This is a genomic window from Aquabacterium sp., from assembly GCF_048860245.1.
In the GTDB taxonomy this organism is placed as follows: domain Bacteria; phylum Pseudomonadota; class Gammaproteobacteria; order Burkholderiales; family Burkholderiaceae_C; genus Aquabacterium.
Genome location: NZ_JBLIZW010000046.1, coordinates 1 through 21,518, shown reverse-complemented (window position 1 = coordinate 21,518; position 21,518 = coordinate 1). Strand labels below are relative to the sequence as shown.

Annotated in this window: 19 protein-coding genes; 11 read left to right on the top strand and 8 right to left on the bottom strand. The window is 65.0% G+C overall.

Annotated elements, in window-relative coordinates:
- Together ACMV18_RS05190 and ACMV18_RS05185 are read right to left on the bottom strand one after the other, a co-directional pair.
- Positions 1-1,233 carry an acyl-CoA dehydrogenase family protein gene (locus tag ACMV18_RS05190; RefSeq protein WP_374257024.1) on the bottom strand — a complete coding sequence of 411 codons (1,233 nt, stop codon included), beginning with the start codon at positions 1,231-1,233 and terminating at the stop codon, positions 1-3.
- A gap of 69 nt (positions 1,234-1,302) precedes the next feature.
- Positions 1,303-2,238: a LysR family transcriptional regulator gene (locus ACMV18_RS05185; RefSeq protein WP_420816964.1), complete on the bottom strand. Its 936-nt coding sequence runs from the start codon at positions 2,236-2,238 to the stop codon at positions 1,303-1,305.
- Between the two features lie 348 nt (positions 2,239-2,586).
- On the opposite strand from ACMV18_RS05185, the gene corA reads away from it, so the two are divergent.
- Both corA and ACMV18_RS05175 read left to right on the top strand, forming a co-directional pair.
- Complete coding sequence (corA, locus tag ACMV18_RS05180; protein ID WP_374257021.1) at positions 2,587-3,546, top strand: magnesium/cobalt transporter CorA; 960 nt, start codon at positions 2,587-2,589, stop codon at positions 3,544-3,546.
- Position 3,547: 1 nt separating this feature from the next.
- Entirely contained in the window at positions 3,548-4,714 is a 1,167-nt protein-coding gene (locus tag ACMV18_RS05175) for an MFS transporter (RefSeq protein WP_374257020.1), read from the top strand.
- A 12-nt stretch (positions 4,715-4,726) separates the two neighbouring features.
- On the opposite strand, the gene ACMV18_RS05170 is transcribed toward ACMV18_RS05175, so the two are convergent.
- The 3 genes from ACMV18_RS05170 to ACMV18_RS05160 form a co-directional block, all read right to left on the bottom strand.
- Positions 4,727-6,571 carry a hybrid sensor histidine kinase/response regulator gene (locus tag ACMV18_RS05170; RefSeq protein ID WP_420816963.1) on the bottom strand — a complete coding sequence of 615 codons (1,845 nt, stop codon included), beginning with the start codon at positions 6,569-6,571 and terminating at the stop codon, positions 4,727-4,729.
- Complete coding sequence (locus ACMV18_RS05165; RefSeq protein WP_420816962.1) at positions 6,568-7,257, bottom strand: response regulator transcription factor; 690 nt, start codon at positions 7,255-7,257, stop codon at positions 6,568-6,570. The genes ACMV18_RS05170 and ACMV18_RS05165 overlap by 4 nt, the downstream gene beginning before the upstream one ends.
- A gap of 124 nt (positions 7,258-7,381) precedes the next feature.
- Positions 7,382-8,500 (bottom strand): 3-deoxy-7-phosphoheptulonate synthase, encoded by a 1,119-nt coding sequence (locus ACMV18_RS05160; protein WP_374257014.1) that lies wholly within the window; start codon positions 8,498-8,500, stop codon positions 7,382-7,384.
- 396 nt (positions 8,501-8,896) lie between these two features.
- Here ACMV18_RS05160 and ACMV18_RS05155 point away from each other — a divergent pair, with 396 nt between their 5' ends.
- Together ACMV18_RS05155 and ACMV18_RS05150 are read left to right on the top strand one after the other, a co-directional pair.
- Positions 8,897-9,367 (top strand): DUF3015 family protein, encoded by a 471-nt coding sequence (locus ACMV18_RS05155; RefSeq protein ID WP_420816961.1) that lies wholly within the window; start codon positions 8,897-8,899, stop codon positions 9,365-9,367.
- 94 nt (positions 9,368-9,461) lie between these two features.
- Positions 9,462-11,453, top strand: coding sequence for a DUF4105 domain-containing protein (locus tag ACMV18_RS05150; RefSeq protein ID WP_420816960.1), 1,992 nt, complete (start codon positions 9,462-9,464; stop codon positions 11,451-11,453).
- A gap of 16 nt (positions 11,454-11,469) precedes the next feature.
- Here the strand turns inward: ACMV18_RS05150 and ACMV18_RS05145 are convergent, their stop codons facing one another.
- Entirely contained in the window at positions 11,470-12,963 is a 1,494-nt protein-coding gene (locus ACMV18_RS05145; RefSeq protein ID WP_420816959.1) for a CoA-acylating methylmalonate-semialdehyde dehydrogenase, read from the bottom strand.
- A gap of 23 nt (positions 12,964-12,986) precedes the next feature.
- The gene (locus ACMV18_RS05140) at positions 12,987-14,351 is read right to left on the bottom strand and encodes an aspartate aminotransferase family protein (RefSeq protein WP_420816958.1); all 1,365 of its coding nucleotides are present in this window, start codon (positions 14,349-14,351) and stop codon (positions 12,987-12,989) included.
- Positions 14,352-14,466: 115 nt separating this feature from the next.
- On the opposite strand from ACMV18_RS05140, the gene ACMV18_RS05135 reads away from it, so the two are divergent.
- The 7 genes from ACMV18_RS05135 to ACMV18_RS05105 all read left to right on the top strand — a co-directional run bounded on the left by ACMV18_RS05135 (position 14,467) and on the right by ACMV18_RS05105 (position 21,026).
- Positions 14,467-15,972, top strand: a complete 1,506-nt coding sequence (locus ACMV18_RS05135; RefSeq protein ID WP_420816957.1) for a PLP-dependent aminotransferase family protein — start codon at positions 14,467-14,469, stop codon at positions 15,970-15,972.
- 97 nt (positions 15,973-16,069) lie between these two features.
- Positions 16,070-16,897 carry an ABC transporter ATP-binding protein gene (locus tag ACMV18_RS05130; RefSeq protein ID WP_420816956.1) on the top strand — a complete coding sequence of 276 codons (828 nt, stop codon included), beginning with the start codon at positions 16,070-16,072 and terminating at the stop codon, positions 16,895-16,897.
- 11 nt (positions 16,898-16,908) lie between these two features.
- On the top strand, positions 16,909-17,826 hold the full coding sequence (locus tag ACMV18_RS05125) for an ABC transporter permease (protein ID WP_420816955.1): 918 nt from the start codon (positions 16,909-16,911) through the stop codon (positions 17,824-17,826).
- A 10-nt stretch (positions 17,827-17,836) separates the two neighbouring features.
- Positions 17,837-18,997, top strand: a complete 1,161-nt coding sequence (locus tag ACMV18_RS05120; protein ID WP_420816954.1) for an ABC transporter permease — start codon at positions 17,837-17,839, stop codon at positions 18,995-18,997.
- 47 nt (positions 18,998-19,044) lie between these two features.
- On the top strand, positions 19,045-20,052 hold the full coding sequence (locus ACMV18_RS05115) for an ABC transporter substrate-binding protein (RefSeq protein ID WP_420816953.1): 1,008 nt from the start codon (positions 19,045-19,047) through the stop codon (positions 20,050-20,052).
- Positions 20,053-20,056: 4 nt separating this feature from the next.
- Complete coding sequence (locus ACMV18_RS05110; protein ID WP_374257001.1) at positions 20,057-20,689, top strand: TetR/AcrR family transcriptional regulator; 633 nt, start codon at positions 20,057-20,059, stop codon at positions 20,687-20,689.
- A gap of 34 nt (positions 20,690-20,723) precedes the next feature.
- Positions 20,724-21,026 carry a YkgJ family cysteine cluster protein gene (locus ACMV18_RS05105; RefSeq protein ID WP_374256998.1) on the top strand — a complete coding sequence of 101 codons (303 nt, stop codon included), beginning with the start codon at positions 20,724-20,726 and terminating at the stop codon, positions 21,024-21,026.
- Here ACMV18_RS05105 and ACMV18_RS05100 read toward each other — a convergent pair.
- On the bottom strand, positions 21,023-21,518 hold a 496-nt coding region (locus ACMV18_RS05100; RefSeq protein ID WP_420816952.1), incomplete at its 5' end, for a M20/M25/M40 family metallo-hydrolase. The two genes, ACMV18_RS05105 and ACMV18_RS05100, sit on opposite strands and share 4 nt — an antisense overlap.

Sequence of the window (21,518 nt, the reverse complement as noted above, 5' to 3'; positions counted from 1 at the left end):
TCAGCGCTTGACCCCGTACTTCTTCAGTTCCAGACGCGCGATCATGCCCTTGTGCACTTCGTCCGGACCATCGGCCAGACGCAAGGAACGGCCCTGGTTGAAGAACATGGTCAGCGCGGTGTCATGCGACACCCCGGCTCCGCCGTGGATCTGGATGGCAAAGTCCACCACGTTTTGCAGCATGGTAGGCGCCACCACCTTGATGGCCGACACATCGGTCAGGGCGCTCATGACACCCAGGGTGTCAATCTTCCAGGCCGCTTGCAGCGTCAGCAAACGGGCTTGGTCGATGGCCACACGGCACTCTGCCAAACGCTCGCGGTTGCCGCCCAGATCGATCAGGGGCTTGCGGAACGCCGTACGCTCCAGACCACGCTGGATGGCCAACTCCAAGGCCTTTTCTGCGGCACCGATGCAGCGCATGCAGTGGTGGATGCGACCTGGGCCCAAGCGGCCTTGTGCGATCTCAAACCCGCGACCAGGACCCGAAATGAAGTTGCCAATCGGCACCCGCACATTGTGGAAGTGCACTTCACCGTGACCGTGTGGCTCGTCATACTCACCGAACACCGGCAGCATGCGCTTGATCTCGACACCGGGCGCATCCATCGGCACCAGCACCATCGAGTGCTGATGGTGACGGTCCTTGCTTTCATCCGGGGTCAGGGCCATGAAGATGCCGACCTTGCAACGTGGGTCACCCACGCCAGACGACCACCACTTCTTGCCGTTGAGCACGATGTGATCGCCGTCGATCACAGCCGTGGCGGCCATGTTCGTGGCATCCGATGAGGCCACGTCCGGCTCGGTCATGAAGAACACCGAACGGATGTCACCGGCCAGCAGAGGCTTGAGCCACTGCTCCTTCTGCTCGGCATTGCCGTACTTCCACAGCACTTCCATGTTGCCGGAGTCGGGGGCGTTGCAGTTGAAGATCTCGGGGGCCATCATCGAACGGCCCGTTTCTTCGGCACTGAAGGCGTACTCCAGCACGCTCAGGCCCGCACCCAGTTCGGGATCCGGCAGGAACAGGTTCCACAGGCCTTCGGCCTTGGCCTTGGCCTTCAGCGCCTCCACACGCGGAGGAATCTTCCACTGGGTCCAGTCACCACCGTGACGCTGAGCCAGGATGCCAGACCAGTGGTCGGCCTCAATCGGCTCAATATGCTCCTTGATGAAAGCACGCACGCGCTGGGCGGTCTGGGCGGCACGGTCACTGGGCTTGAAATCCATGGTTGTCTCCTGAAGGAATGACAGGGATCCTACGCCTGCGCAAGCTGTGCATCAAATGATGAATTTTCATCAAAAGTTATGCGCCGCATGCATGGCCTCGCGGGCCGCTGCGCCCACCCCTTCACGCATCCAGCGGTGGACGGGATCGTCCGTCCGGTCCGCGTGCCAATACATCCAAATGCCCATGGGAGGCACATCGGCCGGCAGTTCATGCAAGGTCAAGGGCAAAGCGCGGGTCAGCCCCTCGGCGTAGGTGCGCGGCAAGGTCAACAACACATCGCTGGCTGCGACCACGCGGGCCGCTGCGTAGTAATGCTGGCACCGAAGGATGACGCGACGCTCGCCACGCCCCAGCCTCGCCCACACCGCTTGCAAAGGATCCGGGCGGTCGGGCTGCAACGCCACCATCACGTGCTGTTGCGCGAAATAGTCATCCAAGCTCAAAGGCTGTTGCGCCAGCGGATGATCGGCACGCATCAACACCGCCAAGGCGTCATCGGCCAGTTGCACACCCTGAATCCGGCCGGCCACGCGACGTTGGCGATCAATGACCAGGTCCACCTCGCCCAGCGTGAGTGAGCGCTCCAGCGCATCATGCGGCACCCGCACGCTGCTCAGGCGGACCTTGGGGGCATCCTGCATCAAGCGCGCCACCAACGGCGGCAAGGCAATCGCTTCCAGCACGTCACGCAGACCAACCCGCAAGGTCATGTCCAGTGTGGCCGGATCAAACGCATCGGCTTGCGCCATGAGACCATGCAAGCCTCGCAAATGCGCCTGGACCTCGCCAATCACCCGCCGGGTCAACTCGGTGGGCACCATCTGGTTGCCTTGCCGGGTGAACAGCGGGTCGCCCCACAGCCGACGCAGGCGGGCCAACGCATGGCTGACGGCCGGTTGACTGAGATGCAGATGCCGCGCTGCGCCCGAGATGCCGCCGTGCTCGTACACGGCATCCATCACGCGAAACAGATTGAGGTCCAGACGAGATGCAGGAATAGCCATGGCCGCAACCATACACCGTTGCGACAGGCCTGAAAAAGCTCGACTTTTTGACAGCCTTGTCACGCCACGCCCAGGGTCGGCGCGCCATAATGGCGCATCCGCCGGCCTGTGCCGGCATTTTGGAGCCATCACCTTGGACAGTCCCCATCGGTGACCGCCCACTCCAGCCACGTGATGCCTTGCCCACCATGGTTTGCAAGGTTCAGCGTGCGGCCCCACCTGCTTGCCTGATGGCAACGGGTTCAGCAGGGCCACCGCGGGAGGGGGCGGCAACCATTACCACCTCATCCCTTGACACTGTGGGCGCACCCGTTCTTTGAGCGACGGGGCCTGCATGCTGGAGTGCCCATGCTCAACGTATTCACGCTGGCCAACGGCCGGCTGTTTCAAGAAGAAATTGACAGCCTCGATGAACTGACGCCTGCGCGTCCGGTCTGGGTCGATCTGGAAGATCCCACCCCCGAGGAAAAGAGCTGGATCGCCGTCAAGTTCGGCCTGGTCATCCCCGCCGACATCATCGACGACGACCTGGAAGAGTCCGCCCGTTTCTACGAAGAAGACGGCGCCATCCACATCCGCTCCGACTTTCTGATCGACGACGATGAAACCCCGCGCAACGTCCGCGTGGCCTTCATCCTGCATGACAACGTGCTGTTTTCGGTGCACAAGGAAGACCTGCCGGTGTTCCGCCTGCTGCGCATGCGGGCACGCCGCATTCCAGCGCTGATCGAAGATGCCAAGGATGTGCTGCTCAAGCTGTATGACGCCGATGCGGAATACTCGGCCGACACGCTGGAAGGCATTTACGACGACCTGGAAAAGGTCAGCCACCGTGTGCTGAAGGACGAAGTCAACGACCAGGCCGCCGCTGAAGCCCTGGCCGCCATCGCCCGACAGGAAGACTTGAACGGCCGCATCCGTCGCAATGTGATGGACACGCGCCGTGCGGTGAGCTTCATGATGCGGGCACGCATGCTCAATGCTGATCAGTTTGAAGAAGCCCGTCAGATCTTGCGCGACATCGACTCGCTCGACAGCCACACCGCCTTCCTGTTCGACAAGATCAACTTCCTGATGGATGCGACCGTCGGTTTCATCAACATCAACCAGAACAAGATCATCAAGATCTTCTCGGTGGCCTCGGTGGCCCTGCTGCCACCCACGCTGATCGCCAGCATCTATGGGATGAACTTCCAGCACATGCCCGAGTTGAGTCAGGAATGGGGCTACCCGTTCGCGCTCGGCCTGATGGTGTTGTCCATCGTGACGCCCTTCTGGTATTTCCGCCGCAAAGGCTGGTTGAACTGAGTTGACGCGCGCGCACCTGCCTTCTTTGCCACCCGGGCTGTGGCGCGTCATGCTGGGCACCGCCATGGTGGTGCTGAGTTTCAGCCTGCTCAACCCGGTGTTGGCCGTGCGTCTGCAAACGACCGGCGCCAGCAACACCGCCATCGGTCTCTTCGCCACGCTGCCGTTCATCAGTGTGGCCATCCTGGTGCCATGGGTGCCGCGTCTGTTCGCACGCGTGGGCGTCGGACAGGCCTACCGCGCCGGCCTGCTGCTGGAAATTCTGGCCAGCCTGGGCTACCTGTTGACGGACCACTATCTCGCCTGGTGCGCCTTTGGCCTGATGGCCGGCTTGGGCGCAGGCGCGGCATGGAACGCCACCGAAGCCCTGGTCGCCCACAACGTGCCGCCCAGCCACCGAGGACGGCTCACCGGCTTCTATCAGGCCCTGCTCGGCGGCGGCATGGCCCTGGGGCCCTTTGTCCCCAGCCTGCTGGCACTGGACTCCCGGCAAGCCAATGGTTTGGCCTGTCTGGGCTTGGTGCTGGGCCTGGTCTTGACCATGCACCGCTCGGTCAGCCACCTCAAGGCCATGCACGAAGACCGCGCTCACATGGGTTTGTGGCAAGCCTGGCGCTACCGCCCCGTACTGGCGTGGGCTGCGGTGGTGGGCGGCGTTCATGAGGTGGGACTCGGCTCGATCACCACCGCGTACGGCTCACAGATCGGGCTGGATCTGGCCGGGGCGACCTCGATTGCCGGCGCACTGGGCTTGGGCAGTTTCGCGCTGCAGTACCCATTGGGATGGCTGGCCGATCACTTCCCGGTCAAGCGCTTGTTTGTGGCGGGCGCCACGCTGCTGACGCTCAGTGCACTGGCCTTCACGCAAGCCGCCACATGGCCCTCACTCATCTGGTTGTGTGCAGGCCTGTGGGGTGCCGTCGGCGGCGCGCTCTACACCTTGAGCATGATCTGTGTGGCGCACGATTTCGCCGAATCGTCAGCCTTGGCCGGCACGTCCGCCATGATCGCGGGCTACACCGCCGGGGGTGCCTTGGGCCCCATCGTGAGTGGCTGGGCGCTGGATCATCTGGGTGTGGGCGGCCAGGGCCTCTGGTTGGCCACGCTCGCGGTCAGTCTGTTGTGGATGCTGCGTGGCCGATCCGGTCCCGCCCCCCTCGCTGACTGACCTCACACCGTCTCACAGGCGCTCGTTTGCCGCCACGCCGCCGGTCCAGGTGCACCGTGCCGCATGCACCAGATCCCGCAACAAGGCTTGCAAGCGATCGGCCGACACAGGCTTGTGCAAGATCCCCAAGCCTGCCTCGCTGGCTTCTTGCAAGCGGGCAAAAGACGTGTCGCCCGTGATCAATGCGGCCGGCACACTCCGATCCAATCGCTCGCGGATGGCCAGCACGGCACGCAACCCCGTCCAGTGACCGCACAAGCGGTAATCGGCCAACACGGCGTCCGGGCTGAACCGAGCCAGCATGTCCAGCGCGGCCTGCGGTGTCCCGACCGCCTCGCAACATACCCCCCATTGCGCCATCAGATCCACCATGGCTTCGCGCACCGCGGTATCGTCTTCGATCAGCAGCACCCTGAAGCCACTCAAGCCACTGGCGGCCACCCCGGTCGGATCGGTGGCCTTGGCCGCCCCGGTGACCACCTCACTGATGGGCAAGGTCAGCCGAAAGACCGATCCGCGACCAGGTCTGGAGGCCAGATCCACATCCACGCTCATGGCACGTGCCAAGCCCTCGACGATGGCCAGACCCAACCCAAGGCCCTTGCGGCGATCACGCTCCGGGTTGCCCAACTGATGAAACTCTCGAAAGATGGCGCGATGCGCCGCCGGCTCGATGCCGATGCCGGTGTCCCAGACCTCCACCACCGCGCGCCCAGCGCGGACCCGGCACCCGAGCAGGACGCCGCCTCGCTCGGTGTAGCGAATGGCGTTGAGCAGCAGGTTGCGCAAGATGAGTTCCACCAGGCCCGGATCGGCGAACAGCACCAGCCCGGTGTCCCGCAGGCGGAACGCCAAACCTTTTTGGGCCGCCCAGGGCGCCAGCTCACGCTCCAGCTTGTGGAACAAAGGCTGGAGCGCAAAGCGTTGTGGATGCGACTGGATCACGCCGGCATCCACCTTGGAGAAATTCATCAAGGTGTTGAGCATGTCGCTGGCCGCCGCCGTGGACGACTGAATGTGGTCCAGCAACTGCATCTGCCGTGCATTCAGGCCCGAACGAGCCAGCGACCCCAGAAACAGGCTGGCGGCATGCAAGGGCTGGCGCAGGTCATGGCTGGCCGAGGCCAGAAAAAGCGTTTTGGCCCGGTTGGCCTCTTCGGCCTCCAACTGGGCCTCTTCAGCCAGTTGCCGTGCCTCGAGCGCACGCTGGGTCTGATCGCGCAAGCGCTGAACCAGTCCTTCGTTTTCGAAGTACAGGTCAATGGCCCGACGCCCCATGCGGGACGTGTGATACGCGTACACCAGCATGACAACCAGGTAGAGAGCAGCGGCCAAGCCCATCATGATGCCGAACGGATCGCCCGTGCGCAGCAGCGCCCACACCAGGGGCGGCAAGCAGGAGAGCCAATACACCACGGCCATGGGCCAGTTCGGCCCGAACACTGCGACGGCAGCAGACCCCATGCCCGCCGTCACCCCCACCAGGATGTTGATGGACGATGGCTCTGCGGCATTGATGAACAACAGTGCGGCCGCACCCCAGGCCCCGCCGTTGAAGAGCCACACCACACGCATCGCTTGCGCGTATTTCAGCGCCCCGTTGGCGGCACGCGGGTGTGGCAAGCCTCGCCGCGCCAACAAACCAGCCGTCCCCAGCGCGCAGGTCACGATCGCCCACCACCACACATCGTCATTGCCGACGGCAAAACGAAATGCCAAGGCGGTGATCAGGGCGGCCAACATGGAGCCCAGTAAGGCCGTCGTGATGTTGCGATCGAGCAGGGCCATTTGCTCGGTCAGCATGCGAGGGGGCGCAAATTGCCACGCCTCGCGCCACAACGCTGACAGACGCTTCATGAACGCAACAGGCCGCGTGCGAGGGCCGTTTCATACGCCTGCAACCGGCTGCTGGCGTTCAACGCTTCCGTGAGCCACGACACCGTGACCCGGACCTGATCCTCGCTCAAGCCCAGTTGCCGCGCGATGGCTTTATTGGGGGTGTTACGCCCCAAGTAGCGCAAGATGTCTCGTTGACGCGCATCGAGCTGAAGCGAGCCGTCGTCTCCGTAAGACGGCCGAACCTCGGCGACCGACAAGGTTTGGCCCGACACGTGGGGCGCGGTGAACGGGGACGTCCAGGCATCAAACACCGCACCACGGCCTTCACAGGCGCGCTGAACCGCTGCCACGATCTCGTGTGCCGAGGCCGTCTTGGAGAGAAACCCGGCGGCGCCATGCGCCCGCGCCGCGTCCACATCGGCTTCGTTCACTTGCCCAGACATGAGCAGCACCGGCGAGTGGGGCCACCGTGCGATGAGCTCCGGCAAATGCCCGACGGCACGGCCATCAGGCAGGTGCACATCCAGCAAAACCACATCTGGCGCCGGCTGCGCCTCATCCGCCAGCAGGCGCTGCACCTCTGCCCACGTCCCGGCATGCTGGCAGGCGGCATGCGGCCACCGCTCTGCCAGCATCAGCGACAAGCCGGTGCGAAACAGGGCGTGGTCATCAATCAACAGGAAACGAAGCGCAGAGGAAGTCATGGGGGCCAGTGAGATTCAGGCGCAAGTATCCCCGGCCTACCCCCCAAGATAAAGGGCCGACCCATCCGGATCAGCCCTCTCTCCCCCATGAGAGGGGGCATTCAACGCGAAGCGGCGGTGCCGTTCAGCGTGCGCGGCGTGCCTTCACCGCGTTGGACAGGATGTCCAGCACTTGTTCGGAGTCGTCCCAGCCGATGCAGGCATCGGTGATGGACAGGCCGTAAGCCAGCTTGGCCGGATCGTCCTTGCCCGGAGTGAACTTCTGGGCGCCTGCGCACAGGTGGCTTTCCACCATCACGCCGAACACCTTGTCCGAACCACCCGACACCTGCTCGGCGATGTCCTTGGCCACCACGACCTGACGCTCATGTTGCTTGGAGCTGTTGGCGTGCGAGAAGTCCACCATCAGCGAAGGATGCAGCTTGGCGGCTTCCAGGTCCTTGCAGGCGGCTTCAACACTGGCAGCGTCGTAGTTGGGCGCCTTGCCACCACGCAGGATGACGTGGCAGTCCGGGTTGCCGGCCGTCTCAACGATGGCCACCTGGCCGTTCTTGTGCACGGACAGGAAGTGGTGAGGACGCGAAGCCGATTGGATGGCGTCGGTGGCAATCTTGATGTTGCCGTCGGTGCCGTTCTTGAAGCCGATGGGCGCCGAAATGCCCGAGGCCAGCTCGCGGTGGACCTGGCTTTCGGTGGTGCGCGCACCAATGGCGCCCCACGAGATCAGATCGCCGATGTACTGGGGCGAGATCACGTCCAGGAATTCGCTGGCGGCGGGCATGCCCAGGCGGTTGATTTCCAGCAGCAGCTGACGGGCGATGCGCAGACCTTCGTCGATCTTGTACGACTCGTCCATGTACGGGTCGTTGATCAGGCCCTTCCAGCCCACGGTGGTGCGGGGCTTTTCGAAGTACACGCGCATCACGACTTCCAGCGTGTCCTTGTACTGCTCGCGCAGGGGCAGCAGCTTGCGGGCGTACTCGATGGCGGCGGCCGGATCGTGGATGGAGCAGGGGCCGATGATGACCAGCAGGCGGTCGTCCTTGCCGTTGATGATCTTGCGAATGGCCTTGCGGGTGTCGGCCACCAGCGACTCGACGGCGGTGCCGCGAATCGGGAAGAAGCGGATCAGCGCATCGGGTGCGGGCAGGGTGGTGACCTTCTTGATGCGGGCATCGTCGGTCTCGGAGGTACGGTCGGCGGGCTGGACCCAGCCGGCTGCGGCGCTGGATTTGGCGGTCATGTGGCTTCCTGTTGCGGGTCGGTCGAGATGTCGAAAAAAAACCGCCGGGATCAACCGGCGGTTTTCAGGATCTGGGTGGTTCGCTTATGCGCCTGCCACTCCTGCGCCGGTTTGGGGCGGGAGATGAAAGAAGCAAAAATAAAAGCTCACCATCTGCATAGGGACCACTGTAGCACGTTGCGCGAGACAGGATCAACCAAGCCCCGTGCACGCCCTACGCAGCGTCAAGCCACCCGAAAGCGTGTCCCCCGCACACGACACCGACCGTGGCACGCCACCCGTCACACACGCCACCGATCCTAGAATGGACCCGACGATGCGAACGACCCAAGGTCGCCTCACGGCCTTTCCTGCGCACAGGTCAGCGCCGCATTGGTCTTGAATCAGGAGGATTCCATGAAGAAATTTGTTGCCTTGGCCCTGCTGGCCGCAGCCGGTTCGTCGATGGCCGCCCAGAACAACGTCGGTTCATGCGGCTGGGGTTCCAAAGTGTTCCAGGGACAATCGGGCATCGCCCCGCAAGTGCTGGCAGCTACCACCAACGGCACCTCGGGCAACCAGACCTTCGGCATCACCTTCGGCACCTCGGGCTGTACCCAGGACGGCGTGGTGTCCTCGAGCTGGAAGACCGCCATGTTCATCGACGGCAACCGCGTGGCCCTGGCCCGTGACGCCGCCGCCGGCCAAGGTGAAAACCTGGATGCGTTGGCCGTGGTGATGGGCGTTGACAAGGCCGACCGCGCCCTGTTCGCCGCCACCCTGAAGAACGAATTTGCCGTGGTCTTCGGTGACGAGCACGTGGCCGCCAACCTGAAGTCGGTCCTGGCCGCCAACGACCGCCTGGCCGTGTACGCCACCCGCATCTGAGGACGCCTCGCGTCGCTCAGGCTGAGCCGCAGGATGCGGCAATCCCTCCCCTCGTATGCCCGGCCCTGGTCGGGCATACGTACTCTTGCTCGACATGCTGTCTGTTCGCTCTCTGGCGCAAGGTCTCTGGCGTGCCGTGTGGCCGCTGGCCATCGCCCTCTTGTCTGTCACCTCGTCCGCGTCGGACACCGGCTGGCCCACACCGGTCCTGCCGCCCGCGCAACGGGCCTATCTGCACACCCTGCAAGGACAGGCGCGTGAACGGCATCTCGCGCAGCACCCCATGTGGCGCACGCTGCTGCACATGCGGGTCCACCCCCTCACCGGACGCGATCGCAGCCTGGCCGATGACCCAGGCTTCTTCACGGCGCCCGACGGCGCCCAGAATCCGGCGTCCGAGCTGGATGCCACCCTCGCCGCCTTTTTCGACCCACAGCCCCGCTTCGCGCTGGATCAGCCGGCCGCCTGCCGCTTCATCGCCCGACACGCGTGGCTGAACGAGCAACTGCATTTCGACCCCGTGCTGCTGCCCACGCCCGACTGCCCTCGTTATGAGGCCTGGCGGGCCGGTCTGCATGCCGGGCAGGCCACACTGGTGTTCCCGGCGGCCTACCTCAATGCCCCTGCCTCGATGTACGGGCACACGTTCCTGCGGTTGGATCCGCCCGCCTCGGAAGGGGGGTTCAACCCGCTCCTGTCCTATGCCATCAGCTATGCCGCCGATGGCAACGAAGCCGAAGGCCTCGCCTTTGCCCTCAAGGGTCTGACGGGGCTGTACCCCGGTCAGTTCACCAACTCGCCGTACTACCTCCGCATCCGGGACTACAACGATCTGGAGAACCGAGACATCTGGGAATATGAGTTGACCCTCACCCCAGATGAAATGGCGCGCTTGCTGGCCCACACCTGGGAGCTCGGCAGCACACGGTTCGATTACTTCTTCTTCGACGAGAACTGCTCCTACCACCTGCTGTCCCTGCTGGACGCCGCCCGCCCCGAACTGCACTTGACCGATCGCTTCACATGGTGGGCCATCCCGGTCGACACGGTGCGTGCGGTGCTGAAGGCGCCAGGCTTGCTGAAGCAGGTGCACTACCGACCGGCCAACAGTACCGAACTGCGTGAGCGTGCGCAACGCCTGGGGCCACAAGGCACCGTCCAGGCCAAGCAACTGGCCAACCAGCAATTGACACCGGCACAGTTGACGGGCCTGGAACCCGATCCCCTGCGCCGCTCCTTGATTCTGGAAACCGCCGAGCGCTATGTGGCCTACGAAGGCAGCAAAAACGAGAGCACCGAAGCCGCCATTCAGGCGCGTCGCATGAGCCTGCTCATCGCCCGCGCGGCCTTGCCCAGTGCCCCTGAACCGGTGACGCCACCGCGCCCCACGCCCCCGACTGAGGGCCACGCCACCGGTCGGGTCGACCTGCTAACAGGACAACGCGGCGGCGAACAGGTCTGGTCCGTGATGTGGCGTCCGGCCTACCACGACCTGCTGGACCCCGAACCCGGCTACCAACGCGGCGCCGCGATCCAGTTTGGCCGGCTGGAGCTGGCCTACAGCGCGCAACGGGGGATGCGATTGGACCGGTTCACTCCCGTGGAAATCCAGTCGCTCAGCCCCCTTGACGGGATTCTGGATGCCCGCTCGTGGCGGGTCAAGGCGGGCTGGCGGCGCAGCTGGGGCCCCGATGCACAGCACCCGTACACCGCGGCCCCCTTGGCCTTCGAAGCCAATGGCGGCCCCGGCTTGAGCGCCGAACTGGGCGCCACGGGGCATGCGTTGGGCTATGTGTTCATGGACAACCAGTTCTGGCTGGACCACGCCTTGCCTGCGCGTGATTGGAGTGTCGCCACGGGTCTGGCCGCGGGCCTGCTGTGGGATGCCTCCACGCACTGGCGCATGCAAGTCGAAGGGTATGCACGGGTCGGCATGATGGGCCAACCCGCCGAGAGCGGCCTGACCCTGGCGCACCGCTGGACACTGAACGCCCAGACCAATCTGCAAGTGCGGTGCGAATGGGCGCGCCGCGCGCAGGCCGGCACCCAGCGATCGTGCCTGCTGGGCGTGCAGCGCTACTGGTGAGCCCGACCCGACACCATCAGGTCATTTGCGGGAACGCAAACTCCGGCCCGCGCGCGATGCTGTCGGACCAGCGCTGCATGACGGCCTTGTGCCGCGTGTAGAAGCGCACGCCTTCGGGGCCGTAGGCGTGGTGGTCGCCAAACAGGCTGCGCTTCCAGCCACCAAAGCTGTTGAATGCCATGGGCACGGGCAAGGGCACGTTCACCCCCACCATGCCCACCTGGATGTGGCGCACAAACTCGCGGGCAATGCCACCGTCGCGGGTGTACACCGCCACGCCGTTGCCATATTCGTGGTCGTTGATGAGTTTCACGGCTGCGGCGATGTCGGGCACCCGCACCACGCACAGCACCGGGCCAAAGATTTCCTCGCGGTACACGATCATGTCGGGCGTGACGCGATCCAACAGGGTGCCCCCCACGAAGAAGCCGTTTTCATACCCCGGCACGCGCAAGCCGCGCCCATCGACCACCGCCACAGCCCCTTCGGCAATGCCCTGACCGATCAAGCCTTCAATGCGTTGCTGCGCCATGCGCGTGACCACCGGGCCCATTTCCGCACCGTCCTGATGCCCCTCGCCCACGCGCAGGGCCTGCACCCGCTCGGCCAGTTGCGCCACCAGCGTGTCGGCCACATCGCCCACAGCCACCGCCACCGAAATGGCCATGCAGCGCTCGCCCGCTGAGCCGTATGCCGCCCCGATCAAGGCGTCCACGGCCTGCCCCACGTCGGCATCGGGCATGACCACCAAGTGGTTCTTCGCGCCACCCAGTGCCTGCACGCGCTTGCCATAGCGGGCCCCTTCGGCATAGATGTACTCAGCCACGGGCGTGGACCCCACAAAGCTGACAGCCTGGATCACCGGATGAGCCAGGATGGCGTCCACGATGGCCTTGTCGCCTTGCACCACATTGAACACACCGTCCGGCAGGCCGGCTTCTTTCAGCCATTCAGCCATCAGCAAAGACGGTGACGGATCACGCTCGGAGGGTTTGAGGATGAAGGTGTTGCCGCAAGCCAGCGCAATCGGGAACATCCACATCGGCACCATGGCCGGAAAGTTGAACGGCGTGATGCCGGCGACCACCCCCAGCGGCTGGCGCATGGACCACGCGTCGATGCCGCGCGCGATCTGATCGGTGTACTCGCCTTTCATCAGCTGCGGGATGCCAGTGGCGAACTCGATGATTTCGATGGCGCGCGCCACCTCGCCCATGGCGTCAGGAAAGGTCTTGCCATGCTCTTGGACGATGAGCTCGGCCAGCGCCTTGGATCGCTGCTGCACGATGCTCAGGAAACGGAACATGACCCGGGCACGCGCCAAGGACGGCTGGGCCGCCCAGGCCGGAAACGCCGCCTGTGCCGCAGCAACGGCCTGATCCAGCTCAGCAACCGTGCCCAGGTCGACACGCCCCTGAACCTGCCCCAGCGCGGGGTTGAAGATGTCGGCCGTGCGACCGGAGGATGAGGGTTGAGGCTGACCCGAGATGTGGTGATGAACGTGATACATGAACAAACGCTTTCCTGAAAAACTCACAAGGGGCTGGCCGTGCGGCGCACCACATCGCGCAGCACATCGACCATGCGGGCCAACTCATCGGGGGTGGCAATGAAGGGCGGGCCCATGGCAATGGTGTCGCCCGTGAAGCGCACGAGCAGGCCTTGCTGCATGGCCATCTCAAACACGGTCATGGCTCGGCGGCCGGGTTGCCCTTCCCACGGGCTGAGGTCGATGGCCCCGCAGAAGCCGAAGTTGCGGATGTCGGTGATGCCGGCCTCGCCCTTCAAGCTGTGCAGCGCGTCCTCCAGCACCGGCGACAGACTGGCCGCGCGCTCGATCAGGCCATCGGCCTGCATGATGTCCAGTACGGCGTGCCCCACCGCCGCCGCCAAGGGGTGGCCGGAGTAGGTGTAGCCGTGCATGAACTCGACCGCATAGTCCGGGGCATTCACGCCCATGAAGGTGTCGTAAATCTCTTGCTTGGCAATGACCCCTCCCATGGGCACGGTGCCATTGGTGATGGCCTTGGCAAAGGTGATGAGGTCGGGTGTGACATCGAAGCGCTGAGCGCCAAAGGCCGTGCCCAGGCGACCGAAGCCGGTGATGACCTCATCAAAGATCAGCAAGATGCCATGACGGGTGCAGATGTCGCGCAGCTTTTGCAGGTAGCCCACGGGCGGCACCACCACACCGGTCGAGCCTTGTACGGGTTCCACGATGACGGCGGCGATGGTGCTGGCATCGTGCAGCGCAATCATGCGCTCCAGTTCATCGGCCAGGTGCGCACCCCACGTGGGCTGGCCTTTGGAGAAGGCCATGTGTTGGGGTGACCAGGTGTGCGGCAGGTGATCCACCCCGGGCAGCATCACGGTGCCGAACATCTTGCGGTTGGCCACCATGCCCCCCGCTGAAATGCCGCCAAAGCCCACGCCGTGGTAGCCGCGCTCGCGGCCAATGATGCGGTAACGGCCGCCCTCGCCGCGCAGGCGGTGGTAGCCAATGGCCATCTTCAAGGCGGTGTCCACCGACTCCGATCCGGAGTTGGCAAAGAACACGCGGTTCAGTCCAGCTGGGGCCATGTCGGCGATGCGACCCGCCAGCGCCAGCGACCCCGGGTGCGCCACCTGGAAGGCCGGGGCGTAGTCCAGCGTCGAGGCTTGCTGGGCCATGGCCTCGGCAATTTTGGGGTGCCCGTGCCCCAAGGGGCAACACCACAGGCCGGACAAGGCATCAAACAACTGGCGCCCATCGGCCGTCTGGTAGTACGCGCCTTGCGCGCCCACCACGATCTTGGGGTGCTGCTTGAAATAGCGGTTGGGGGTGAAGGGCAACCAGGCGGCAGGCAGGCCTGTCAGCGTGGCCGGATCAGCGGTTTCGGTGGCGGGGTTGAAGCTCATGCCCCCATGCTAGGGGCCACCACGGCTGCGCACCAACACGGTACAACGGCAAGCTGGCAAACGACTTGCATGTTCACACCAACCGTACAGGCCATTTCATCTGTACAGTTTCAACATGACCGACTCGCCACGCCACGCCCCTTCTGCGCCCGCCGACTGGCTGACCCAGCTCACCGATGAGCTGGGCGACCGCATGGCCCCCTCGCGCGACACGCGACGGGGGGCCAGCCTGGTCGGGCGGATCACGCACGCGCTGGAGCGCGCGGTGCAACAAGGCGAACTGCGGGCCGGCACCCGCCTGCCGTCCGTCCGGGTTCTGGCCTCCCGGCTGGGCATCAGCACCTTCACCGTGGCCGAGGCGTACACGGCCCTGGTGGGCAAACAGGTGCTGTCGGCTCGAAAGGGGGCGGGCTACTACGTGCAGTCGTCTCGGCTGGCGCGGGAGCGGGCCCAGGCCGATCTGCAACTGCCCACCCACATCAGCGACGACTGGCTCAGCCTGAACATGTTTGCGCAAGGGCGGGACTTGCTGGCGGCCGGCTGTGGCTGGCTGCCCTTGAGCTGGTACGCCGAAAACGACTTCCATGCCGCGCTGCGTCAGGCCACCCGCATCGCCGGCGAGCATTTGGCCAGCTACGGCCACCCATTGGGCTATGGCGGGCTGCGGCAATGGCTGGCCCACGACCTGTCCGATCGGCTGGGCCCTGTGCATGCCGATCAGATCATCCTGACCCACGGGGTCACGCACGGCTTCGAGCTGGTGATGATGGGCCTGATGCAGCCCGGTGACGCGGTCCTGGTCGAAGACCCCGGTTACTGGAACCTGCACGCCCAGCTGCGCTGCCACGGCTTGCGCCCCATCGGCATCCCGCGCACAGCTCAAGGGCTGGATCTGGCCGAGGTGGCGCGACTGGCCGAGCTGCATCGCCCCAAAGCCATGTTCGTGACCACGGTGGGGCAGAACCCCTTGTCCACCACCTTGCGCCTGCAGCAGTTGCACAAGTTGCTGGCCCTGGCCGAGCGGCACGACTTCTGGCTGATTGAGGACGACATCTTCCGTGACCTCGACGGGCCGCATGCGCCCTCCCTGGGCGGGCTAGATGGCCTGCATCGGGTGCTCGTGCTGGGCGGGTTCTCCAAAACCATCGCCCCGGCCATCCGCGTGGGCTATGTGGCGTGTCCGCCCACGCTGGTGCAAGCCCTGGCGCGCGTGAAGATGACATGCGGCCTCACCACCTCCGAGATCAACGAGCGCGCCGCCGCACGCGTGCTGGCCGACCCGGCCCATCGCCGCTATTTGGAGCGCATCCGTCACCGGCTCGCTGCGGCTCGCGAGCGCGTGGTGGAGTCCCTCATGGACATCGGACTCCAGCCGCTGGCGGTACCCGACAGTGGTCTGTATGTGTGCGCCGGTTGGCCCGATGCCCCAAGTGCGAGCGAGGCCACGCACCATGCGCGCGCACTGGCCCAGGCCGCCGTGGCCGAAGGGATCGCCCTCGCGCCCGGCGATTACTTCCGGCTGGATCAGCAAGCGACCCAGTGGTTCCGCTTCAATGTGGCCCATGCCGACGACCCGCGCCTGCGCGATTTCCTGATCCGCGCCGCCCGACAGCGCCCCTGACGCCCCCACGGTCGCCCTCGCGCGGCACATCTGGCACAGAACTCGCATGGGTGAGGACAAGCAAACCTGACCAGCCGGTCAACTTTCTGCTGTCCTCATGAATGCACCCGAGATGCTTGCTGACCTGTCGGCGCCCCCGTCTGCGCTGGTTTTGGGCAAACCTGTCGTTCAGATTCAGAACGCCAGCGTGATCTACCCTGCGCCCGACGCACCGGTGCGCGCCCTCCACGAAGTCAACCTCGACATTCGTCAGGGTGAGTTCATTTCCCTGATTGGCCCGTCGGGGTGCGGCAAGACGACCTTGCTGCGTGTCATTGCCGACCTGGAGCCCATCACCTCCGGCACCGTGCTGGTCAATGGGCTGACGCCACACGACGCACGACTGGCACGTGCCTACGGCTACGTTTTCCAGGCCGCGGCCTTGCTGCCGTGGCGCTCGGTGCTGTCCACCGTGATGCTGCCGCTGGAAATTCAGGGCACACCGCCTGAGACGGCTCGCGAGATCGCCCGCACGCAGCTGGCGCGCGTGGGCTTGGCGCAGTTTGAGAAGAAGTACCCCTGGCAACTGTCGGGGGGCATGCAGCAGCGTGTCTCGATTGCCCGAGCGCTGGGCTTCGAGCCCAAGCTGCTGATGATGGACGAACCCTTTGGCGCCCTGGATGAAATCACCCGCGATGACCTCAACGCGCAATTGCAATTGCTGTGGCGCCGCGAGCAACGCACCGTCATCTTCGTGACCCACTCGATTGCCGAGGCGGTGTACCTGTCTTCACGCATCGTGGTCATGTCGCCCCGGCCGGGTCGGATCGTCAAGGTGATCGACTCCACGCTGCCCCCTGATCGCGATCTGTCGATGCGCGACACGCCCGAGTTCATGGCCCTGGCGCATGAAGTGCGCGAAGCCTTGGCAGACGGACACCACTGATGGAGGCCGCCATGTCACCCGCCTGGACGACCACTGCCTGGGGGCGTCGGCTTCACACGCTGTGGCACGCCGTGCTGCCGGTGGGCACCGTGCTCAGCGTGCTGATCGGGGCCTGGTACCTCGGGGCCGTGGCCCTCAATGCCCCCGGCGCCATCGAGCGGGTGCTCGGCGGCCCGGAGGGCGGCTGGTCCTGGCAGGATCTGGTCCGCACCACCTGGGCCATGCAGCGCCCGGTGCTGCCCGCCCCCCACCAAATTGCCATCGACCTGTGGCACAGCCTGCTGGACTGGCCCGCCGACAGTCCCCGCAGCCTGTTGATGCACACCGCCACCACGGCGGAGGCCACCTTGCTGGGCTTCGTGCTGGGCACCCTGCTGGGCTTGCTGCTGGCCATCGGCATCGTGCATGCGCCCACGCTGGAAAAGGCCGTCATGCCCTGGATCGTGGCGTCTCAGACAGTGCCTGTGCTGGCCATTGCCCCCATCGTGCTGGTGGTGCTGGGCAGCCTGGGCCTGACCGGCACCTTGCCCAAAGCCGTGATCTCGATGTACCTGTGCTTCTTTCCCGTCACGGTGGCCATGGTGCAGGGCCTGCGCGCCCCACAGACCATCGAGAAAGAGCTGCTGTACACCTACGCAGCCAACCGCATGCAGACCTTGTGGATGCTCCGCTTGCCGTCCGCCTTGCCCTATTTGTTCCCGGCGCTGCGGGTGGCGATTGCCGCTGGCCTGGTGGGCGCCATCGTGGCCGAACTGCCCACCGGGGCGCAAGCGGGCTTGGGTGCCCGGCTATTGACCAGCTCCTACTACGGCAACACCGTGCAAATCTGGTCCGCCCTGGTGATGTCGGCCGTGCTGGGCGTGGTCTTGACCGCTGCTGTCAGTCTGCTGGAACGCGTGGCCTTGCGCCAGCGTCAGCCCGTTCGTTGAGGCTCACCCCATGAACCCACGCCCCTCCGCCCCCGGATCCGTGCTGGCCGTCGCCGCCTTGGCCTTGCTCTGCCTGGCGCTGCCCTATCCCGTTTTGGCGGTCGACCCGGGTGACTTCACATGGCACCCACAGGCCTGGTGGGAAGCCAGCACGCACACCGGCATCGCTTTGCAAGCAGGCACCTGGCTGGTCCTGGCTTTGGGTGCCCTGCGGGCCCTGTGGGCCACGCCCCGCATGGGCGCCACGCTGCTGTTAGTAGGCTTGAGCCTGGCCGGATCCGCCGGCCTCATCGCCTTGGCCCCCGCGGATGAGAGCGTGGTACCCGGTGCCGCTTACTGGCTGAGCACCCTGGCGCTGAGCCTCCTGTCCGTGATCTCGATTCAACGTGTGGCCGCCCTGCCCGCCACGCGCTGGAGCGGCCACCTCACGGCCGCCCTGTTTGGCCTGTGGGTGCTGCTGCTGTGGGAACAACTGGTCATGGCCTTTGCCGTGCCGCGCGTGCTGTTGCCGCCCCCCTCGTCGATCGCCGTCGCGCTGTGGACCCAAACCGACACGCTGTGGGCCGACCTGATCCAGACCGTGGGCAAAGCCGTGCTGATCGGCTACGCACTGGGCTGTGGCCTGGGGATCCTGACGGGCATCGCCATCGACAAGATGCCGTTTTTGCAGCGTGGGCTGCTGCCCGTGGCCTCGCTCACCAGCACCATCCCGCTGGTGGGTGTGGCCCCCATCGCCGTGATGTGGTTCGGCTTTGACTGGCCCTCCAAAGCCGCCGTCATCGTGCTGATGACCTTCTTCCCCGCGCTGATCAGCACCCTCGCGGGCTTGCAGGCCGCCGGCAAGCTGGAGCGCGAGCTGATGTACTCCTACGCCGCCAGCTACCGCCGCACCCTGCTCGACTTGCGCCTGCCAGTAGCCCTGCCCTTCATCTTCAATGCCCTGAAGGTCAATGCCTCGCTGGCCTTGATCGGCGCCATCGTGGCGGAGTTCTTCGGCTCCCCCACCGTGGGTCTGGGCTTTCGGATTTCGACCGAAGCCTCACGCATGAATATGCCGCTGGTCTGGGCCACCATCGTGGTCGCCAGTGCGGTGGGCATGCTGGGCTACGCCGCCCTGAGTCGGCTGGAGCGACGCGTCAATTTCTGGCACCCCTCGGTGCGTTCTGCCTGATGGCGATGTTTTTGTTCATGTCCTACCCTTGATCACAGGAGCTCACGATGAACCGCAAGCTGTCCTCCACCTTCCGCCTGGCCCTGGTGTCGGCTGCCGCCGCACTGAGTGTGGGTGCGCACGCCGCTGAAAAGGTCACCCTGCAACTGAAATGGGTGCCGCAGGCGCAGTTCGCCGGCTACTACGTGGCACAGGCCAAGGGCTATTACAAGGAGGCGGGACTGGACGTCACCATCAAGCCCGGTGGCACCGATGTGTCGCCCGTGCAAGTGCTGGCCGGCAAGTCGGCCGACGTCATCGTGAACTGGATGCCCGATGCCCTGGCCGCCCGCGAAAACGGCGTGCCCCTGGTCAACATCGCGCAGGTCTTCGACAAGTCTGGCCTGATGCTGACTTGCAAGAAGGCCAGCGGCGTCAGCAGCCCCAAGGACCTCAAAGGCAAGACCCTCGGCGTCTGGTATGGCGGCAACGAATACCCCTTCCTGAGCTGGATGAGCAAGCTGGGCTACAAGCCAGGCAAGGACATCACCATCCTCAAGCAAGGCTTCAACGTCGACCCGCTGCTGCAAAACCAGGCGGCCTGCATCTCGACCATGATCTACAACGAGTACTGGCAGGTGGTGGACGCGGGCGTGAAGGAATCCGACCTGGTCACCTTCTTCTACCAGGACCAGGGCGTGGCATCGCTGGAAGATGGGCTGTATGTGCTGGCCCCCAACCTGCGTGACAAAGCCTTTGTCGCCAAGATGGCCAAGTTCCTCAAGGCCAGCTTCAAGGGCTGGAACGAAGCCGTCAAGCACCCCGAAGAAGCCGCCAAGATCGTGGTGGCCAATGACACCTCCGGCAGTGCCAGCCTGGCCGTGCAAAAGCGCCAGATGGAAAACGTCGCCAAGCTGATCAGCAACGCCAACACGCCGAAGATGGGCTACCTGGACCCGGCCGCTTACGATCGCACGATCAAGGTGCTGATGGCCGGTGGCAGCGATCCGGTCATCAAGAAGGACCCCGGCAAGGCCGCCATGACCCACATCGTGTGGGAGCAAGCGGCAAAATAAGCGCATGAGCAGCAGCGCAGGCACCAGCAAACGGCAGATTCGTCAACTCAACGAAGCGGCCATCCTGCGCGCTGCCGAACGCATCTTTGCCCGGGCCGGCTTTGAAGGGGCCACCATGGCCGACATCGCCGACGAAGCCGGCCTGCCCAAAGCCAATCTGCATTACTACTTCGGCAATAAGCGCGAGCTCTACCGGGCCGTGCTTGATGCCGTGCTGCACGACTGGCTGACCCCGCTGGAAACCATCACCCCTGATGCCGACCCTGCGCAAGCGCTGCGCGATTACATCGAGTTGAAGATGGCGCTGGCACACGAACGCCCGGATGCCTCGCGCGTCTTTGCCAACGAATTGCTGCACGGTGCCCCGGTGGTGCTCGACTTGCTGCGCACCGACCTGCGCCAGCAGGTCGTGGACAAGGCCCGGGTGCTGGATGGCTGGATCGCAGCTGGCCGCATGGCCGCCGTGGACACCACCCACCTGTTCTTTTCGATCTGGGCGGCCACGCAAACCTATGCCGACTTTGATGTCCAGATCCGCGCCGTGTTGCAGCAAGACACCCTGAGCGCGCCCGATCGCCAGCGCGCCACCGAGCACGTCGTCAACCTGATCCTGCGCGGATGCGGCCTGAGTCGCTAAACTCGCGCTCTGTCTTGTCGACCTGTCTTCTCTGATGTTGGACTGTCAGCGCTGCGGCGCTTGTTGTGCGGCTTACCGCGTGTCTTTTTACTGGGCCGAAGCCACCGATGGTGGCGGCGCGATCCCGGTCGAGCTGACCGAACCCCTCAACGCGCATTTGCGCTGCATGCAGGGCACCTCCTCGAAGCAGCCTCACTGCGCCGCGCTGCAAGGTCAGGTCGGACAGCACGTGGCCTGCGGCATCTACGAGGTGCGGCCCGAGCCTTGTCGGCTCGTCACGGCCGGTGACCCTCAATGCCTCAAGGCCCGCGCGGCCTACGGTCTGCCCATCCACTAAGCGCGCACCACACCCGCCCGGTCCAGCATGGCGTGCAAGAGCACATTGCAGCCGGCAGCCAGGTGCTCGGGCTGGGCCGATTCAATTTCGTTGTGGCTGATGCCGTCCTTGCACGGCACAAAGATCATGCCGGCCGGCGCCAGACGCGCCACATACACCGCATCATGCCCAGCGCCCGACACGCACGGCATGTGCGAGTAGCCCAAAGCCTGAGCCGCTTGGCGCACCGCCGACACACAGCCGGCTTCAAACGGCACCGCCGGATAGTGCGACACCTCCTGCACCTGCACCGTCAGGCCGCTTTCCTGCGCCACCTGGGCCGCGTAGGCACGGATCTCCGCATCCATCTGGTCCAGCAGTTCGTTGCTGACATTGCGCAGGTCCATCGAAAACTTCACCTGCCCCGGGATCACATTGCGACTGTTGGGGTGCACCTGCACCATGCCCACGGTGCCTCGTCCATGCGGTTGATGGCGCATGGCCACCGCCACC

Excerpts from the sequence above, each read along its gene's own strand:
- ACMV18_RS05190 (WP_374257024.1), bottom strand. The coding sequence starts at position 1,233 with ATGGATTTCAAGCCCAGTGACCGTGCCGCCCAGACCGCCCAGCGCGTG.
- ACMV18_RS05185 (WP_420816964.1), bottom strand. The coding sequence starts at position 2,238 with ATGGCTATTCCTGCATCTCGTCTGGACCTCAATCTGTTTCGCGTGATG.
- corA (WP_374257021.1), top strand. The coding sequence starts at position 2,587 with ATGCTCAACGTATTCACGCTGGCCAACGGCCGGCTGTTTCAAGAAGAA.
- ACMV18_RS05170 (WP_420816963.1), bottom strand. The coding sequence starts at position 6,571 with ATGAAGCGTCTGTCAGCGTTGTGGCGCGAGGCGTGGCAATTTGCGCCC.
- ACMV18_RS05165 (WP_420816962.1), bottom strand. The coding sequence starts at position 7,257 with ATGACTTCCTCTGCGCTTCGTTTCCTGTTGATTGATGACCACGCCCTG.
- ACMV18_RS05160 (WP_374257014.1), bottom strand. The coding sequence starts at position 8,500 with ATGACCGCCAAATCCAGCGCCGCAGCCGGCTGGGTCCAGCCCGCCGAC.
- ACMV18_RS05155 (WP_420816961.1), top strand. The coding sequence starts at position 8,897 with ATGAAGAAATTTGTTGCCTTGGCCCTGCTGGCCGCAGCCGGTTCGTCG.
- ACMV18_RS05150 (WP_420816960.1), top strand. The coding sequence starts at position 9,462 with ATGCTGTCTGTTCGCTCTCTGGCGCAAGGTCTCTGGCGTGCCGTGTGG.
- ACMV18_RS05145 (WP_420816959.1), bottom strand. The coding sequence starts at position 12,963 with ATGTATCACGTTCATCACCACATCTCGGGTCAGCCTCAACCCTCATCC.
- ACMV18_RS05140 (WP_420816958.1), bottom strand. The coding sequence starts at position 14,351 with ATGAGCTTCAACCCCGCCACCGAAACCGCTGATCCGGCCACGCTGACA.
- ACMV18_RS05135 (WP_420816957.1), top strand. The coding sequence starts at position 14,467 with ATGACCGACTCGCCACGCCACGCCCCTTCTGCGCCCGCCGACTGGCTG.
- ACMV18_RS05130 (WP_420816956.1), top strand. The coding sequence starts at position 16,070 with ATGAATGCACCCGAGATGCTTGCTGACCTGTCGGCGCCCCCGTCTGCG.
- ACMV18_RS05125 (WP_420816955.1), top strand. The coding sequence starts at position 16,909 with ATGTCACCCGCCTGGACGACCACTGCCTGGGGGCGTCGGCTTCACACG.
- ACMV18_RS05120 (WP_420816954.1), top strand. The coding sequence starts at position 17,837 with ATGAACCCACGCCCCTCCGCCCCCGGATCCGTGCTGGCCGTCGCCGCC.
- ACMV18_RS05115 (WP_420816953.1), top strand. The coding sequence starts at position 19,045 with ATGAACCGCAAGCTGTCCTCCACCTTCCGCCTGGCCCTGGTGTCGGCT.
- ACMV18_RS05110 (WP_374257001.1), top strand. The coding sequence starts at position 20,057 with ATGAGCAGCAGCGCAGGCACCAGCAAACGGCAGATTCGTCAACTCAAC.
- ACMV18_RS05105 (WP_374256998.1), top strand. The coding sequence starts at position 20,724 with ATGTTGGACTGTCAGCGCTGCGGCGCTTGTTGTGCGGCTTACCGCGTG.